The sequence below is a fragment of the Enterococcus raffinosus genome, from assembly GCF_019175485.1.
In the GTDB taxonomy this organism is placed as follows: domain Bacteria; phylum Bacillota; class Bacilli; order Lactobacillales; family Enterococcaceae; genus Enterococcus_A; species Enterococcus_A raffinosus.
Genome location: NZ_CP072888.1, coordinates 895,677 through 910,277 on the forward strand (window position 1 = coordinate 895,677; position 14,601 = coordinate 910,277).

At 41.3% G+C, this 14,601-nt stretch carries 13 protein-coding genes; 12 read left to right on the forward strand and 1 reads right to left on the reverse strand.

Annotated features, from left to right (window positions below):
* Positions 1-200 precede the first annotated feature (200 nt).
* The 7 genes from J9537_RS04450 (at position 201) to J9537_RS04480 (ending at position 8,473) form a co-directional block, all read left to right on the forward strand.
* The gene (locus J9537_RS04450) at positions 201-1,055 is read left to right on the forward strand and encodes a sugar phosphate isomerase/epimerase family protein (RefSeq protein WP_218256864.1); all 855 of its coding nucleotides are present in this window, start codon (positions 201-203) and stop codon (positions 1,053-1,055) included.
* Positions 1,056-1,072: 17 nt separating this feature from the next.
* On the forward strand, positions 1,073-1,924 hold the full coding sequence (locus J9537_RS04455; protein WP_218257327.1) for a shikimate dehydrogenase: 852 nt from the start codon (positions 1,073-1,075) through the stop codon (positions 1,922-1,924).
* A 39-nt stretch (positions 1,925-1,963) separates the two neighbouring features.
* Complete coding sequence (locus J9537_RS04460; RefSeq protein WP_218256865.1) at positions 1,964-3,268, forward strand: MFS transporter; 1,305 nt, start codon at positions 1,964-1,966, stop codon at positions 3,266-3,268.
* A gap of 144 nt (positions 3,269-3,412) precedes the next feature.
* Positions 3,413-4,741 carry a citrate transporter gene (locus J9537_RS04465; RefSeq protein WP_218256866.1) on the forward strand — a complete coding sequence of 443 codons (1,329 nt, stop codon included), beginning with the start codon at positions 3,413-3,415 and terminating at the stop codon, positions 4,739-4,741.
* 24 nt (positions 4,742-4,765) lie between these two features.
* Positions 4,766-6,886: a hydantoinase/oxoprolinase family protein gene (locus J9537_RS04470; protein WP_218256867.1), complete on the forward strand. Its 2,121-nt coding sequence runs from the start codon at positions 4,766-4,768 to the stop codon at positions 6,884-6,886.
* A 40-nt stretch (positions 6,887-6,926) separates the two neighbouring features.
* On the forward strand, positions 6,927-7,544 hold the full coding sequence (locus J9537_RS04475) for a hypothetical protein (protein ID WP_218256868.1): 618 nt from the start codon (positions 6,927-6,929) through the stop codon (positions 7,542-7,544).
* Positions 7,545-7,636: 92 nt separating this feature from the next.
* Entirely contained in the window at positions 7,637-8,473 is an 837-nt protein-coding gene (locus J9537_RS04480) for an SDR family NAD(P)-dependent oxidoreductase (RefSeq protein ID WP_010746608.1), read from the forward strand.
* A gap of 196 nt (positions 8,474-8,669) precedes the next feature.
* Here the strand turns inward: J9537_RS04480 and J9537_RS04485 are convergent, their stop codons facing one another.
* The gene (locus J9537_RS04485) at positions 8,670-10,577 is read right to left on the reverse strand and encodes a M13 family metallopeptidase (protein WP_218256869.1); all 1,908 of its coding nucleotides are present in this window, start codon (positions 10,575-10,577) and stop codon (positions 8,670-8,672) included.
* 101 nt (positions 10,578-10,678) lie between these two features.
* On the opposite strand from J9537_RS04485, the gene J9537_RS04490 reads away from it, so the two are divergent.
* From J9537_RS04490 to J9537_RS04510, 5 genes are all read left to right on the forward strand, one after another.
* Entirely contained in the window at positions 10,679-11,230 is a 552-nt protein-coding gene (locus J9537_RS04490; protein ID WP_218256870.1) for a hypothetical protein, read from the forward strand.
* 135 nt (positions 11,231-11,365) lie between these two features.
* Positions 11,366-12,337 (forward strand): ribose-phosphate diphosphokinase, encoded by a 972-nt coding sequence (locus tag J9537_RS04495; RefSeq protein WP_218256871.1) that lies wholly within the window; start codon positions 11,366-11,368, stop codon positions 12,335-12,337.
* A gap of 61 nt (positions 12,338-12,398) precedes the next feature.
* Positions 12,399-13,544, forward strand: a complete 1,146-nt coding sequence (locus tag J9537_RS04500; RefSeq protein ID WP_218256872.1) for a cysteine desulfurase family protein — start codon at positions 12,399-12,401, stop codon at positions 13,542-13,544.
* A gap of 64 nt (positions 13,545-13,608) precedes the next feature.
* Positions 13,609-13,956: a DUF1831 domain-containing protein gene (locus tag J9537_RS04505; protein ID WP_010746603.1), complete on the forward strand. Its 348-nt coding sequence runs from the start codon at positions 13,609-13,611 to the stop codon at positions 13,954-13,956.
* A 61-nt stretch (positions 13,957-14,017) separates the two neighbouring features.
* Positions 14,018-14,338, forward strand: coding sequence for a hypothetical protein (locus J9537_RS04510; RefSeq protein ID WP_218256873.1), 321 nt, complete (start codon positions 14,018-14,020; stop codon positions 14,336-14,338).
* Positions 14,339-14,601 lie beyond the last annotated feature (263 nt).

A 14,601-nucleotide genomic window follows, 5' to 3' on the forward strand; every position in this document is an offset into this window, starting at 1 on the left:
GATTGTTCGAGAAAAACCAATTAGAATTTTAAAAATTCTCACGTTAAAATGAAAACAAGATTTGATTGTGAAAGCAGATACATTATGGACCCTATAGTTTTCACATCAAAAAAGCTTTCATTTATTAAGGGACTGCAGCCTAGCATGTGAAAGAAATAACTTTTGAATAACTGAGAGACGATTTAGGAGGAGAGCAAGAAATGAAAAAAGTACCATTAACGATCAGTTCGTATACTTTGGGTATGGAAATTGACTTTGAAGAACGGGTGAAAATTGCGAAAGCAGCAGGCTTTGATGGCATTGGTCTTCGTGCTGAAACGTATATGTTAGCTATCAAGCAAGGCTATTCTGACGAACGCATGTTAGAAATTTTAGAAGAAAACGACATGAAGGTGACGGAAGTAGAGTATATCACCTTATGGGCGGATCCAAATAAAACGCAAGAAACACCAGAAACGCTATTGCAGCAATTCAAAGAACAAACCGTTTATCATATGGCTCGTTTGTTTGGCGTAGGCCATATCAACTGTGGTTTGATGGAAAAATATCCAGCAGAAGTTCATATTCAGGCCTTCAAGGAATTGTGCGCACGGGCGAAGGAATTAGTGATTGGTTTGGAATTTATGCCGTATAGTGGTGTTCCAGATTTAGCGAGTGCTTGGAATATTGTCAAGGGCGCGGGTTGTGACAACGGCATGCTGATCCTAGATACATGGCATTGGGCACGAGCGGAAACATTAGCGGAAGATTTAAAAGAAGTTCCAGCAGAAAAAGTGGTCTCTGTTCAAATCTGTGACGTATTAGAACGCCGCTACCCAGATACGATTTTACGTGATGAATCCATGCATGATCGTCTTTGCCCGGGAACAGGCTGGGGAGATACCGTTGGTTTCTTGAAAGCAATCAAAGAACACGGCATCAAACCTCGTGTGATTGGTACCGAAGTGATCTCTGATCCAATCTTAAGCCTAGGATATGAAAAATCAGCTCAAATGAACTATGAAACAAGTATAGATGTTATCAAGCAAGCTTGGCCAGAACTACTAGAAGATTAAAAAGGATGGATAAAAATATGTTAGAAGGCGTATCAGGTAAAACACAATTATATGGATTGATCGGTAGTCCAGTAGGACATTCAGGATCACCAGCGATGTACAATTATGGATTTGAACAATTAGGGATTGATGCTGTTTATCTTGCGTTCGATGTGCAAATCGACGAAGTTGAAAAGGCAATACAGTCTGTTCGTACTTTCAATATGCCTGGGGGCAACGTGACGATGCCTTGTAAGGGCGAAGCAGCGAAATACATGGATGAGTTATCTCCTGCGGCTCAAATGGTCGGTGCGATTAATACCTTCCAAAATAAGGATGGAAAATTAACCGGACACATCACAGATGGTATTGGCTTTGTTGATAATCTGAAAGCGAATAATGTGGATCCTAAAGGAAAGAAATTTGTTGTTTTAGGAACTGGTGGGGCGGCAACAGCGATCCAGGTTCAATTAGCGATCGAAGAAGCGGCTGCTATTGATATCTTCAATATCAAGGATGACTTCTTTGTGAAGGGTGAAGAAACAGTAGAACGGATCAAAAAATTCTATCCAGATTTAGCGGTTGCCATCCATGATTTGGGAGATGCGGAATTATTGAAACAAAAAATCGCTGAAGCAGACGTATTAGTGAATGGTACGACTGTTGGAATGGGTGAAGGTTCAACGAGAACACCAATCAGTGATACGAGTATGCTTCATGAAAAACTAGTGGTAGCAGACGCGGTATATAATCCTCCAGTAACACAGCTGATCAAAGATGCTAGAGAAAAAGGTTGTGACACCGTGACTGGTGAAGGAATGCTGTTAGGGCAAGGAAAAGCTGCCTTTGAAATTTTCACTGGACAGGCACTTCCAACAAAAGAAAAATAGCAGTTGGAGCTAAATAAACGAGTAGGAGTTAATTATTATATGAGAAAGAAATATTTACCGTCACTGATTTTTGTGTATTTGGCCTATTTTACTCACGGAATGCAGACACTGAGCCTGAGTCAAAATGCCTCATACTTTTTTGACAAATGGGGCTACACAGATGCTACCGCTGGGGCGGCGGCTGTTTCAATGGCGATCACGTTTACAGGTTTCGGGAAGCTGATCTCTGTTTGGATCGGTGGAGAAATTTCAGACAAGGTTGGTCGGAAAGTGTTGGCTGTCGGAGGCTCTGTGCTATATCTTCTGTTCTTCGTCGTTTTATTACTGTCAACTAACGTATATATCGCCTATGTTGCGGCTTTCATTGTTGGGATCGCTAACTCAGGGATGTGGGATGCGGCGTTGTATCCGGCAGCACAAGAAGCGACACCTAAATATGCGGCTTCGGCACTATTAGGAATTAAATTATTTGTCTCCATCGCTGGGGTAATCTTCCCATTAATGGTTGTTCGTTTTGCAGAAGCTGGACAAAACTCTATGAGTATCATCGTACCGGGAGTATTGGCACTTATTTGTGTAATTATGTCAATTCTTTGCCCATTTGCTTATGATGACGATATGAAGGCTAGTAAAAAAGCGAAAAGTGATTCTTCCGTAGAGGAAGCGTTAGAGTCTTCAGAAGATTTGGTTCAAAAAGAAATTGATGAAGCAAAAGCGAAGATGCTGGTTCAACCAAACAAGCTGGTTAATTTTACTACGATGTTTTACGGTTTTGTTTGTATGTTCATTATGTACGGTGGCCAACAATATACAAAGGCATATGGTTTGAGCAATGCCGGCATGACAGAAATGCAGGCAGCGAGTCTGACGTCTGTTTATACGATTGGGTCTATTATCGCTGTTCTTTTCTGGGCCTTTATGATGGGTAAATTAAGATGGAATCCGGTGAAGGTATTGTTCATCGATGCAATCTTTACAACGATTCCTTTGGTTGCAGTGTTGCTTATTCATAATATTACGGTGATCTATATCAGTATCGCTTGTCTGGGATTCTTCGCAGCAGGTGGTGCGTTGCAAGCTGGACTAAGTGTTCGCCAAATGTTCTCACCAGGTAGAAAAGGTAGAAATACAGGAATCTATTATACTTGGATGAGTATCGCCAGTGTGGCTTTACCATACTTTGTCGCTTACATGACTAAATCAGTAGGTGAAGCCCAAGCGGTGTATATCATGATGGGCTTATTGTTAATGTTTGGTGTCATCTCAATCGTTATGATGAGCTATCTTGTTCTACAGCACAAAAAGATTTTTGGCTATAGTGCTTTTGAGAAGCTGAAGGATTAACAGGAATTGAATAATACTTACGGAGGAAGGACTGATTTTTAGAGAATCAGTCTCCTCCTTGTTTTCATATTATGAATAAACATGTGAATGTTTTTTCAATAGTCAATTATGAAAGCAGAGACTCAGGGTTTGAAGGAGGTACCCATGAATATTTTAATTGGGTTATTGTTAATCTGTTCCTTTGCAGGGATGGTCATCTATTGTATAAAAGGTCATAACTTAATGATCGGTTTTTTCATTATGGCAACGATTTGGACATTTTTACCAATTATTGGAAACTTGCTATCACCGAATGCGGCATTTGATGGATTGACTGTTCACGATATGCTGGGACAAGTGTATCAAACGGCACCAGAAAAATATGGTGCTTCTGTTATGAATATTTTCTTAGGCGCTTTTTTTGGGCGGATTTTACTAGATACTGGTATTGCAGCCACAATCATTCGAAAAAGTGTTGAGCTGGGAGGAGATAATCCAGCGGTAATTTTAGCGATCGTCAATATCATCAGTGGGTTTATTTTTACATCAATGACGGGAGGCGGCTCAGTGATTGCGATTGCAGTTATTGTTTTACCAATCCTGTTTTCAATCGGTATCCCAAAGGTTGTCGGCTTTTTCTCCTTTACTGGTTCAGTCGCAGCGGGCATTTTTTTGAACCCGATTAATTTTGGGCAATATTCCGCCTTCTTTTTAAATTCAAACGGCGGTCAAGAATACACCTATAACGACTATTTTCCTTTTGGTATTTTGGCTTTTGTGGTGATGATTACAGTAGTCTCATTAGCGTCAATGGTTTATTTGAAAATGGAAAATCTCACGTATTCTTGGGCAGCAGTGAAGCAAAGTGAAGTGGTAGATGCACCCGGTATCTCACTCATTACCCCTTTTTTGCCTGTCGTTGGGGTGATTGTATTTAAGTTGCCTGTGATTTTGTGTTTTATTTTAGCGAGCTTGTATGGGCTGGGTGTTTGCGGTGGATTGACGGGGAACTTTCGTGAAGTGTGTCGGACGATCTCACGGATATTTACTGAAGGGGTAAAGGATATGTCAGCGTTGATTGCTTTTTGGATCACCTTGGCGATGTTCAATGATGCGGCAGTTTACGCGGCACCTTATTTTCAAGAAATTATTGGCAGCTGGATTCCGTCTTCACCGTTAATTTTATGTATTGCCTTTGGAATTTTGGCTCCATTGACTTGGTTCAAAGGACCGCTTTCATTGATTGGTTCAGGAGCGGCTCTGCTTGCTGTGGTGAGTCAAACGACAAATTTTCCAACGACCTTTTTGTATCCTTTATTTGCGTCTGTCTTGATTGGCATGGCTCACTTTGATATTACGATTTCATGGAATGCATGGGGATTGGGCTTTAATCGGATCAATGCGGTAGATTATATGAAAGTCGCGCTGATTCCTGGAACAACAGTCGCGTTAGTTTTAGAAATCGCGAACTTTTTCCTCAATAATCCGCTATAGATTTAAAAAAGGAGTGTCTCAAACATGAAACGACGTGTTCGAATCGGGATCGATGTCGGTGGAACCCATACAAAAGCGGTAGCAATCGACAATGATACCCAAGAAATTATCGGAAAATCTTCGGTAAAAACAACCCATGACAGCGAGCAAGGAGTAGCTGAAGGTGTGGTCAATTCCTTTTTAAAATGTTTAGAGGAGTTTGATATTGCACCGGAAGAAGTCGTCTTTGTTGCTCACAGTACTACTCAGGCGACCAATGCTTTGTTAGAAGGCGATGTTGCAAAAATCGGGATTATTAGTACAGCCAAAGCAGGAATTGAAGGTTGGTTGGCGCGTCCTCAAACCAATCTAAAGGATATTGATTTAGGAACTGGTAGAAGTATCCGCGTGGTTTCACGTTATATTTCACAAAAAAATATTACAGAAGAAGAAATCGAAACAGTAATTGATGAATTGGTAAAAGAAGGCATTGATGTGCTTGTCGCATCAGCAGCATTCGGCGTGGATAATCTATGTTTGGAAGAACAGATTGCTGAGGTAGCTAGAAGAAAAAATATACCAGTGACTTTAGCCTCAGAAATGACCAAGCTCTATGGTTTATCACGAAGGACGCGTACCGCAACGATCAATGCTTCTATTCTGCCAAAGATGCTGGAGACGGCTAATTCTACTGAAGAAAGTGTCCGTTCTTCTGGTGTAGATGTTCCTCTAATGATCATGCGAGGAGATGGCGGACTGATGGATGTTGTCGAAATGAAAAAACGTCCAGTCTTAACGATGCTATCGGGTCCTGCCGCTAGTGTTATGGGGGCTTTAATGTATTTACGGACTTCAAATGGTATTTATTTTGAAGTTGGTGGAACCTCAACGAATCTAGGAGTTATTAAAAATGGTCGCCCGGTCATTGATTATTCAGAAATATCAGGCCATAAAACCTATGTGAATTCATTGGATGTCCGAGTTTTAGGTGTCGCCGGCGGAAGTATGATCCGTGTGAACAAGAATGGTGTGAAGGATGTCGGACCCCGGAGCGCTCATATCGCGGGGTTAGAATACGCTGTGTATACACCTGAAGAAGAAATCATTGATCCAAAACTGGAGCTTTACTCACCAAAAGAGGGAGATCCGGCAGATTATGTAGCCATAAGACTTGCGAGTGGAAAGTGTATTACGATTACTAATTCCTGTGCGGCCAATGTTTTAGGGTATGTTACGGAGGAAGATTTCTCATATGGGAATGTGGATTCCGCAAGAAAGGCAATGGCCCCTTTAGCGGAATATCTGAATACTACGGTAGAAGATGTTGCTCGTCAAATTTTGGCAAAAGCGGTCGAAAAGATCGAACCCGTTATTCGCTCACTGGCCAAAAAGTACCAATTAGAAAAAAATCAAATGACGCTTGTTGGTGTAGGCGGTGGCGTTGCATCGCTGATTAAGTTTGCGGCAGAGCGAATGGAATTGAATTATAAAATTCCGGAAAATGCTGAGGTAATTTCTTCTATTGGTGTGGCTTTAGCCGCGGTCCAAGATGTTGTTGAGCGGATTGTTCCTAGTCCGACGAAGCAGGACATTCAGGCGATTAAACAGGAAGTCACCGATATGGCAATTGAAAGTGGAGCGACGGAAGACAGCGTTGAAGTTCATATTGAAATCGATCCTCAGACGCAAAAAATAACAGCTCGCGCCTCCGGTTCTACTGCTGCACAAGCAACAGAGCTGCAAAGTGCAGCTACAGAAGCAGAAGCTAGAGAAATTGCTGTTCAGGATTTTCGTTTGCCGTCTGAACAGATCAAACTACTGAACTCAACTGATTATTTTAATATTTATGGAACCAGTACGAAAAAAGGTAATGGGATTCGTGTCATTGATAAAAAAGGATTTATTCGTGTGCAACGTGAACACGCTGAAGTAGTTAAAACAACGATTCAAAGTTATTTTGAGGTCGTTAATCAGCTGTGGGAAAGCATGGCGAATTATCAGAGTGATCTGATTATCCGACCAGATTACTATTTCTGTGTTGGTCCACGATTGTTAGATTTTTCAAGTACCGATTTCTCTCAATTAACCATGTTAATGGAAATTGAGATGAGCGAAATTATGGGAACCGATGAGATAATTATTATTGCCGCAAACCGTTATATTTAGCAAGGGGATAGGAAACTAGAAATCAGAAAGGGCGTTGTTTATGAATTTTTGTGCTTTATTGGATCAGAAAGATGAAAAATATGCGGAGTATTTATTATCACAAGATCATCTGTATAAAAAAATTCCTGAAACTCAACGCTGGGATTTGTTAAATAAAGCAATAGCATGTGGCAGAGAGACTGCTAGCGAATTTACTTCGACAGATTTATGGGCGTTTTGCCAACAAGAGTCCATAGAGATTGAGTATTTTGAAGAGGAAATAAAAGCGGAAAATTTTCGTTTTGTATTAGCAGAGTTTCAATTACCTAATCGAATTCGAATCAATCAGAGTCTGCTGAGAGAAGCAGAAACCTTTTTAGCGGAGCAGGAATTTTTGAAGGATCGGCGAGTGGAGGAGATTTTATTAGCCCACGAGCTCTATCATTATCTGGAAAATCAACTGGAATCTTATACGACGCAAAAGCAATTGACCTATCAAACAGGGCCATTTAAACGCCAGGCACGTGTACATTCCTTGAGTGAAATCGCGGCGACAAGCTTTGCAAAAGAGTTATTAGATTTGAACTTTTCGCCAATTTTATTAAATGTACTTTTGCTTTATCCAGTCGCTCCTGATTACAGTCAGGAGCTAGCAAAGCAATTGCTGATGATTGATTGAACAAGACTATAGATTGATTGAAAAAAAGAATTAGTATCCATTGGTAGGATTCAGTATATTTAAAGAAAGAAAACCTTTAAGGAGCGGAAATAATGGAAAAATCATGGTTAGATTTAGCAGGCGACGTGGTCGTAATCACGGGAGCTTTAGGTGGAATGGGACGCAAAATCGCGAATGACTTCGCGGAGCAAAAGGCAAACTTAGCTTTAGTCGACTTAAATGAAGAAGCGACTGAAAGCTATGCGAAAGAGTTAGCTAAAAAATATGGCGTTCAGGCGAAAGGCTATGCCTGCAATTCAACAGTTGAAGAGCAGGTAGACGCATTAGCGAAAACGGTAAAAGAAGATTTTGGAAGAATTGATGTGTTGGTTCAAACAGCAGCCATCTTGACCTTCAGTCCATTAGAGGACTTAGCCTTGGATGAGTGGAAGCGTACAATTGATGTGAACTTGAATGGGTATTTCTTAGTTTCGCAACGAATTGGTCGTGTGATGATCGAGCAGCAATCCGGCCGGATGGTCCACATTTCTACGATTGCTTCGATTGCACCGGAAACTTACTCAGGCGCATACAGCCCAAGTAAAGCGGGTGTGAACATGCTGTCTAAGATGATCGCCGGTGAATGGGGACAATATGGAGTACGCAGCAACTGTGTATTACCATGCTTCGTAAAAACACCGTTATCAACGAAATTCTATGAAGATGCGGAAGTAGAAGAAGGCAGAAGAAGAATGACTGCCAACCGCCGCATCGGTGAAGTACAAGATATCGCGAATGCGGTATTATACCTTGCGAGTAAGCGTTCAGATTATACGAACGGTCACGAATTACGTGTGGAAGGCGGCTTCGGGAATATGATCGGCGATCTTGTACCAAAACCAGGCGGTCGCCGTCAATACGCTATTGATTCTAAGAAACCAAAAGCTTAATACATCGCCAGAGCCTTGACAACATTTGTCAGGGTTCTTTTTTATGCGGTTTAAAGAAATACCTGCGGTTGATTTAACTAGGTATCCTAACGAGAAATCTTAGAAAATATAATCAATTGCTAATCTCCATAACTAAAAAAGTTCGAAGAAAACAGGGAGTGCTTTCTTCGAACTTATTGTTTTAGGTAAAAAGAGATTACCAAATACTTACTCGTTTTTCTGGTGCTAAATACATCGCATCTGTTGGTTGGACATCAAAGGTTTGGTAAAAATCTGCCAAATTCTTCACTTGAACATTGGCCCGTAATTTATTTGGCGCATGCACATCAATTGATAAAAGTAGTTGTGTGTACTCTTGGCGCGCCTTCATGCGCCAAATGGTTGCCCAATTAATAAAGAAGCCTTCAAGGTCAACGTCTTTGTCCTTTTTAGCAGCTTCAAGTGCACAGCTCAAGCCACCCGCATCGGCGATGTTTTCTGAGACCGTCAGCTTGCCATTTACTTTTCCACCGGCAATTTCTAGACCGTCAAATTCAGCGATCATTTGATCAGCTAGTTCCTGGAAGTGCTGCTGATCTTCTGCTGTCCACCAATTGTTCAAGTTCCCATATTCGTCAAAGAGTGAGCCATTGTTGTCAAAAGCGTGAGAGATTTCGTGAGCAATTACCGCACCGATGCCGCCGAAATTTGCACTGCTGGATTGCTCTAGGCTGTAAAATGGCGCTTGAAGAATCGCTGCTGGAAAAACAATGATATTGCGGAATGGGTGGTAATAAGCATTCACTGTATCTGCACTCATTTCCCATTCATCCCGTTCAACAGGTTGATTCCATTTAGCATAGTCTTCTTTCCGTTTAAGATGACTGAAGTGCAGCGCATTACCTAAAAGAGTGCCGCCTTTTTCTGCTGGTGTTACTTTAAATTGTGTATAGATTGATGGGATCTTTTCTGGATATCCAACATGGATACCTAATGTACCTAACTTAACGATGGCTTTTTCACGAGTTGACTGACTTAACCAAGTATTATTGTTTAGACGCTCTTGATAAATGCCGACCATTCGTTGAACCATTTGTTCCACGTCTTTTTTTGCCTGTTCGCCGAAGTATTTCTTTCCGTAGTAGTCGCCGACGATTTGGTCGAAGCGGCCGGAAGCCAAATAGAACGCTGCTTTTTCTTGTGAACGGGCTTCTGGGGCGCCAGAAAGTGTGCGGCTGTAGATGCCGCCGACTTGACGAAATTCCTCGCTGAGATAAGCCGTCAAGGCATTGATCGTCATCACTAACATCCAGCTTTTCATCGGTTGGAAGGTGGTTGGATTCACTAATTCATCTAGCTTGTCAAAATAAGCAGGTTCAGTCACGATGATTTTTTCGGGAACCTCACCGACCAATCCAGTCAATAGCTTTTTTAAATCTAAATGCTGGCTATGCTTAATGAAGGCGTCGCCGCTTTCAGGATTGTACATTTTACTGTAGTCGGCATTTTCCTCTGCACTTTTTACGTAAGGAGCCAACAATTTGTCGTATTGCAGGGCTTCATCTGTGATTTGTTCTGCGACAGCTGTTTCATAGCCTGCAAGTTCAAAAAGCTTCATTGTCATTTCTTTAAAGACGGCCAGCAATTGTAGCGCTTGTGGATGTTCCGCCTCGTAATAAGTTTTATCCGGTAAGATCAAGCTAGGAGCTCCGGCAAATAAAGCATTGATTTTTGTATTTTTCATGTCCGCATCTACGTCAACGCCAAAGGGTAAAGGCAGTCCGTCCAGCACCCAACTGGTTAATTGCTGTTCGAGCTCCGTAAGGTCCTTTACATCTTCCACGCGTTTCAATAAAGGGAGCATGGGTGATGCGCCATCTTGATCCCGTTTTTGATAATCATTGGCTAGTCGATAATAGGCAATGTATTCTTTCATCAAATCATTGGGAATGAGTGAAGCGTCCTCACTCATTTTTTTGGTATCTGCCATTAATAGCTCATCAATGCCATCTACAAGGTCCTGAAACCCGCCGGTTGCTGGTTTGTCTGCTGGGATCGTCGCTTCCTTGATCCATTCGCCATTAACCGCTTCATATAGATCTTCTTTGATTAATGCTTTGTTCAAAATAGATTCCTCCATCCTTTTTTTCTAGTTCTTTTAGCTACTATCCATTATGATATAACTTAAGAAGATACACAAAAGAAAATGATTCGGAGGTGGCAAAAATGAATTATCCAATGGATCAATGGATAGAGCTAAACAGCTTTGAACCTTACCGTGATTGGAAAACACCGCGCGGTTTTTTATGTGGAACCTATGCCAGTAGTGTTCTTTTAGCCTATTGGCAAGATCAAATAGATGACCGTATTTTGCCGAATGGGTTAAGAAAAAAAGAGAATGAACAAAATGAAGCGCTGATTCAAGCGCTGCAGCCTTTGTTGCAGCCGATTGATTTTCCAACTGTACCGCTACAGATTTCTTTAGGTTTAAATCGCTTTTTTCGCCGCTATCGAATTTCTTATCGTGCTCGCGGAACAGTGGCGGGGTCTTGGCAGCGTGTGACCAAACGCATTTTGAAGGGAGAGCCTGTGATGATCGGACTCTTGCAATTGTTTGGCAGCAGCTATAAAAATCATTGGGTAGTCGTTCATGGCTTCATGGAAAACTCGGACGGACAAAAATTTTATAAAATCCACGACAATTGGGGTAAAAGTGATGCAGTAATTCCTGCTGAATGGGGAAACGGCACGATATCTTTGGTGGCACAAAGAAGCTGACCGCGGATTTTATTAGAGATGTCAGATCAAATTTTTCAAATCATCGTATTTATCCGCCTAAACAAAAAGTAAAATCTACATCAAATAACTCAAAATATGTTAAACTGGTGGTACAAAAATACTTGGAGGGACACCATGTCAGAAGAAAGTAATGAAAAGTTTAAAATTTTTAGCCTAAATGGAAATAAACCATTGGCTGAAAAAATCGCCGATGTCTGTGGCGTGCCATTAGGGAAAAGTACTGTCAAGCAGTTTAGTGATGGAGAAATCGCTATTAATTTGGAAGAGACAGTTCGCGGATTCGATGTTTATTTGATCCAATCAACCAATGAGCCGGTGAATGATTATTATTTAGAATTATTGATCATGATCGATGCGTTAAAACGAGCAAGTGCGAAAACAATCAATGTTGTCTTGCCTTACTATGGGTATGCCAGACAGGATCGTACAGCAAAGCCGCATGAGCCGATCACAGCAAAATTGATTGCGAATTTACTTTCAGACGCAGGGGCAACAAGAGTCTTGACTCTTGATTTACACACTGTGCAGGTCCAAGGATTCTTTGATATTCCAGTTGATAATTTGTTTACGATGCCATTGTTCGCGCATTATTATCGTCGCCGTGGAATGGTTGGGGATGATTATGTTGTTGTTTCTCCAAAAAATAGTGGTGTTCAGCGTGCCCGCAGTCTAGCGGAGTATTTGGATACTGCCATCGCGATCGTGGATGTTGCAGAAGAGGGAAATCCTGAATCTGGTTACGTTATTGGTGATGTCGAAGGTCGTTGCTGTATTATGGTGGATGATATTTTAAATACGGGAAAGGTTTTCTCCAATGCGTCAAAAACATTGAAGAAAGCTGGCGCTAAAGAAGTGGTTGCCTGTGCCTCTCATGGACTACTATCACCTCCAGCAAAAGAGAATTTAGATGCCGCGGACATCAAGGACATCTGCATTACAGATTCTGTCTTGACTGATACAGAGCGCCATCCAGAAAAATTATCCATTATTAGTTGTTCTGTGCTGATGGGAGAAGCAGTCAAACGTATCCATCAAAATGAATCAGTCAGCCCATTGTTTACGATGGAACAAAAAGATTTCGAATAAAAAAGGGCATTAAGCCCTTTTTTTGTCGAAGCACTGACTATGAAGAGAGGTTTAAAAGTTTGTGGAAAATATATATTTAGATCATGCGGCGACAAGCCCTATGCATCCAGAAGTCATCGCGACGATGACAGAAATCATGGCGGATACTTTTGGTAATCCATCAAGTGTTCATTCTTTTGGTCGACAAGCTGCCGGAAAATTGGAAATGGCGCGAGAGGTGATCGGCAAGAGTCTCGGTGTGAAATATCATGAGATCATCTTTAACAGCGGCGGAACAGAAGGAGATAACACGGCTATTTTAGAGACCGCTTTTGGCCGACAAGCAGAAGGACGGCATTTGATCACTACTCAGATTGAACATCCTGCGGTAATTAATACGATGAAGTATTTAGAGACGCAAGGGTTTGACGTGACCTATTTGCCAGTAAATCGCAAAGGTAACATCTCCTTAGCCGATTTTGACGCCAGTTTGCGGCCAGATACGATCTTAGTTTCCATCATGTATGGCAATAATGAGATTGGGAATTTGATGCCTATCAAAGAAATCGGAGAACGGTTGAAGGAACATCCGGCTTATTTCCATACGGATGCGGTTCAAGCCTATGGCAATCAATTCATTCGTCCTCATGAATTAGGGATTGATTTTTTGAGTATCTCCGCCCATAAGATCAATGGGCCAAAGGGAGTCGGTTTCTTGTACAAAAGTGACGATGCCAAGTTACCTCCATTGCTTCGAGGCGGCGAACAAGAGGAGAAACGTCGTGCGGGAACGGAAAACTTGGCCGGGATTTGCGGTATGGCAAAGGCGGTTGAATTACTGACTGAAGAGGAACGAGAAAAACGTCGCGCGCTGTATGATCAATTCACTCATAAGATTTTAACTACCTTGGATCAAGCAGGAGTCAACTATCAGGTGAATGGCGATTTGAACAATAAGCTGCCTCATGTACTGAATCTTCGTTTCAAGGGAATTATCAATGATTTGTTGTTGATGAAGCTGGATTTACGAGGCATTGCCGTCTCAACTGGTTCTGCTTGTACAGCAGGAACGATCGATCCTTCCCATGTATTAGAAGCCATGTACGGAAAGAACGCTCAGGAAGTAAAGGAATCACTACGTGTAAGTTTTGGCTACGGAAATACCATGGAGCAAGTGGACTATTTTGCTGAACAGCTCGTTGCTAGTTTACAAGAACTAACAAAGTAGATTGAAATGGCTCATGCTTATCTTTATAATTAAGAGTGAAAGAAAAAAACGATGAGGTGAGTAAATGGCATTTACAGAAAAAGCGACGATTAAGGGATCAAAATATCAATATGCGTTAGCACCAACGGCTAAACGCTATACACTGCGAGACAATGGCTTTACAGAAACAAGTTCTGGTAACTTCCAATTGGTTCGTCCTTTACAGGCAACACCACAAAGCAAAGAAGGCTTCAAACTAAAAATTACGGTATCAAAAGATATCCATACGATGAAAATGTCGGTAACAACGGCAAATGGCTTAAAAGCAGTAGATATCTTTAAAGATTCGAAGCAAGAAATGGTTCAAGAAAAATTTTACTTTCTGATGGACGGTATGATCGATCGTGGGCTCTTTGTAAAAGAAGAAGTTTAATTGTGAGATTTAATGAATGAGGTCTGTTTTTTATTAGCAAAACAAAAAAGGACTGAAGCGAATGAGTAGGAAAGTCATTTGGATATGGTCATTTAATAACCGTCAGCAAACTGTTGGCTCGCCCAATGGAATGATTGCGTTGATGCATCCCTTTAAATTTCAAAGAGGGATAAGACAAATACTAGCGCCCGATTGGACGGTTGAATTTATCAGTGATGATTTTTCAGAGGAGCTCCCACAGGCAGATGTCATCGTTATCCCTAGATCAAATAGAGCACTTTACGCAGAACGAGCAAAAGATGCGAAGGTTGTATGGGTGTCGGGAAACGAGGTTTTGGAGAACGATTTTGAAGGAATCAAGAAAAAGATCGTCGAAGCTTAAACAGCAAGGGGAGTCATCAGTTGCTCTTCCTGTACAAGTAGCGTTTTTAATGAAGTAAGAAGAATCATGTGAATATTGAAAAGAGAAGGCTTCTTAGGGTGTCCAAAAGTTGTGATGAACAAACTTTTGGACACTTTTTTTGAGTTGCATTCTCTGAAAACAGTTGTTATTTTTAGTTTAGAAATAATCGTTCTTTTTCGATTACTCCATTAAATTCACGGATATCAGATTATAATACGCTTTCTATTTTTCTATATTCACCT

What these genes read in the sequence shown, in the direction of transcription:
- J9537_RS04480 (WP_010746608.1), top strand. Translation starts at nt 7,637, where the DNA reads ATGGAAAAATCATGGTTAGATTTAGCAGGCGACGTGGTCGTAATCACG.
- J9537_RS04490 (WP_218256870.1), top strand. Translation starts at nt 10,679, where the DNA reads ATGAATTATCCAATGGATCAATGGATAGAGCTAAACAGCTTTGAACCT.
- J9537_RS04455 (WP_218257327.1), top strand. Translation starts at nt 1,073, where the DNA reads ATGTTAGAAGGCGTATCAGGTAAAACACAATTATATGGATTGATCGGT.
- J9537_RS04460 (WP_218256865.1), top strand. Translation starts at nt 1,964, where the DNA reads ATGAGAAAGAAATATTTACCGTCACTGATTTTTGTGTATTTGGCCTAT.
- J9537_RS04495 (WP_218256871.1), top strand. Translation starts at nt 11,366, where the DNA reads ATGTCAGAAGAAAGTAATGAAAAGTTTAAAATTTTTAGCCTAAATGGA.
- J9537_RS04470 (WP_218256867.1), top strand. Translation starts at nt 4,766, where the DNA reads ATGAAACGACGTGTTCGAATCGGGATCGATGTCGGTGGAACCCATACA.
- J9537_RS04505 (WP_010746603.1), top strand. Translation starts at nt 13,609, where the DNA reads ATGGCATTTACAGAAAAAGCGACGATTAAGGGATCAAAATATCAATAT.
- J9537_RS04450 (WP_218256864.1), top strand. Translation starts at nt 201, where the DNA reads ATGAAAAAAGTACCATTAACGATCAGTTCGTATACTTTGGGTATGGAA.
- J9537_RS04465 (WP_218256866.1), top strand. Translation starts at nt 3,413, where the DNA reads ATGAATATTTTAATTGGGTTATTGTTAATCTGTTCCTTTGCAGGGATG.
- J9537_RS04475 (WP_218256868.1), top strand. Translation starts at nt 6,927, where the DNA reads ATGAATTTTTGTGCTTTATTGGATCAGAAAGATGAAAAATATGCGGAG.
- J9537_RS04510 (WP_218256873.1), top strand. Translation starts at nt 14,018, where the DNA reads ATGAGTAGGAAAGTCATTTGGATATGGTCATTTAATAACCGTCAGCAA.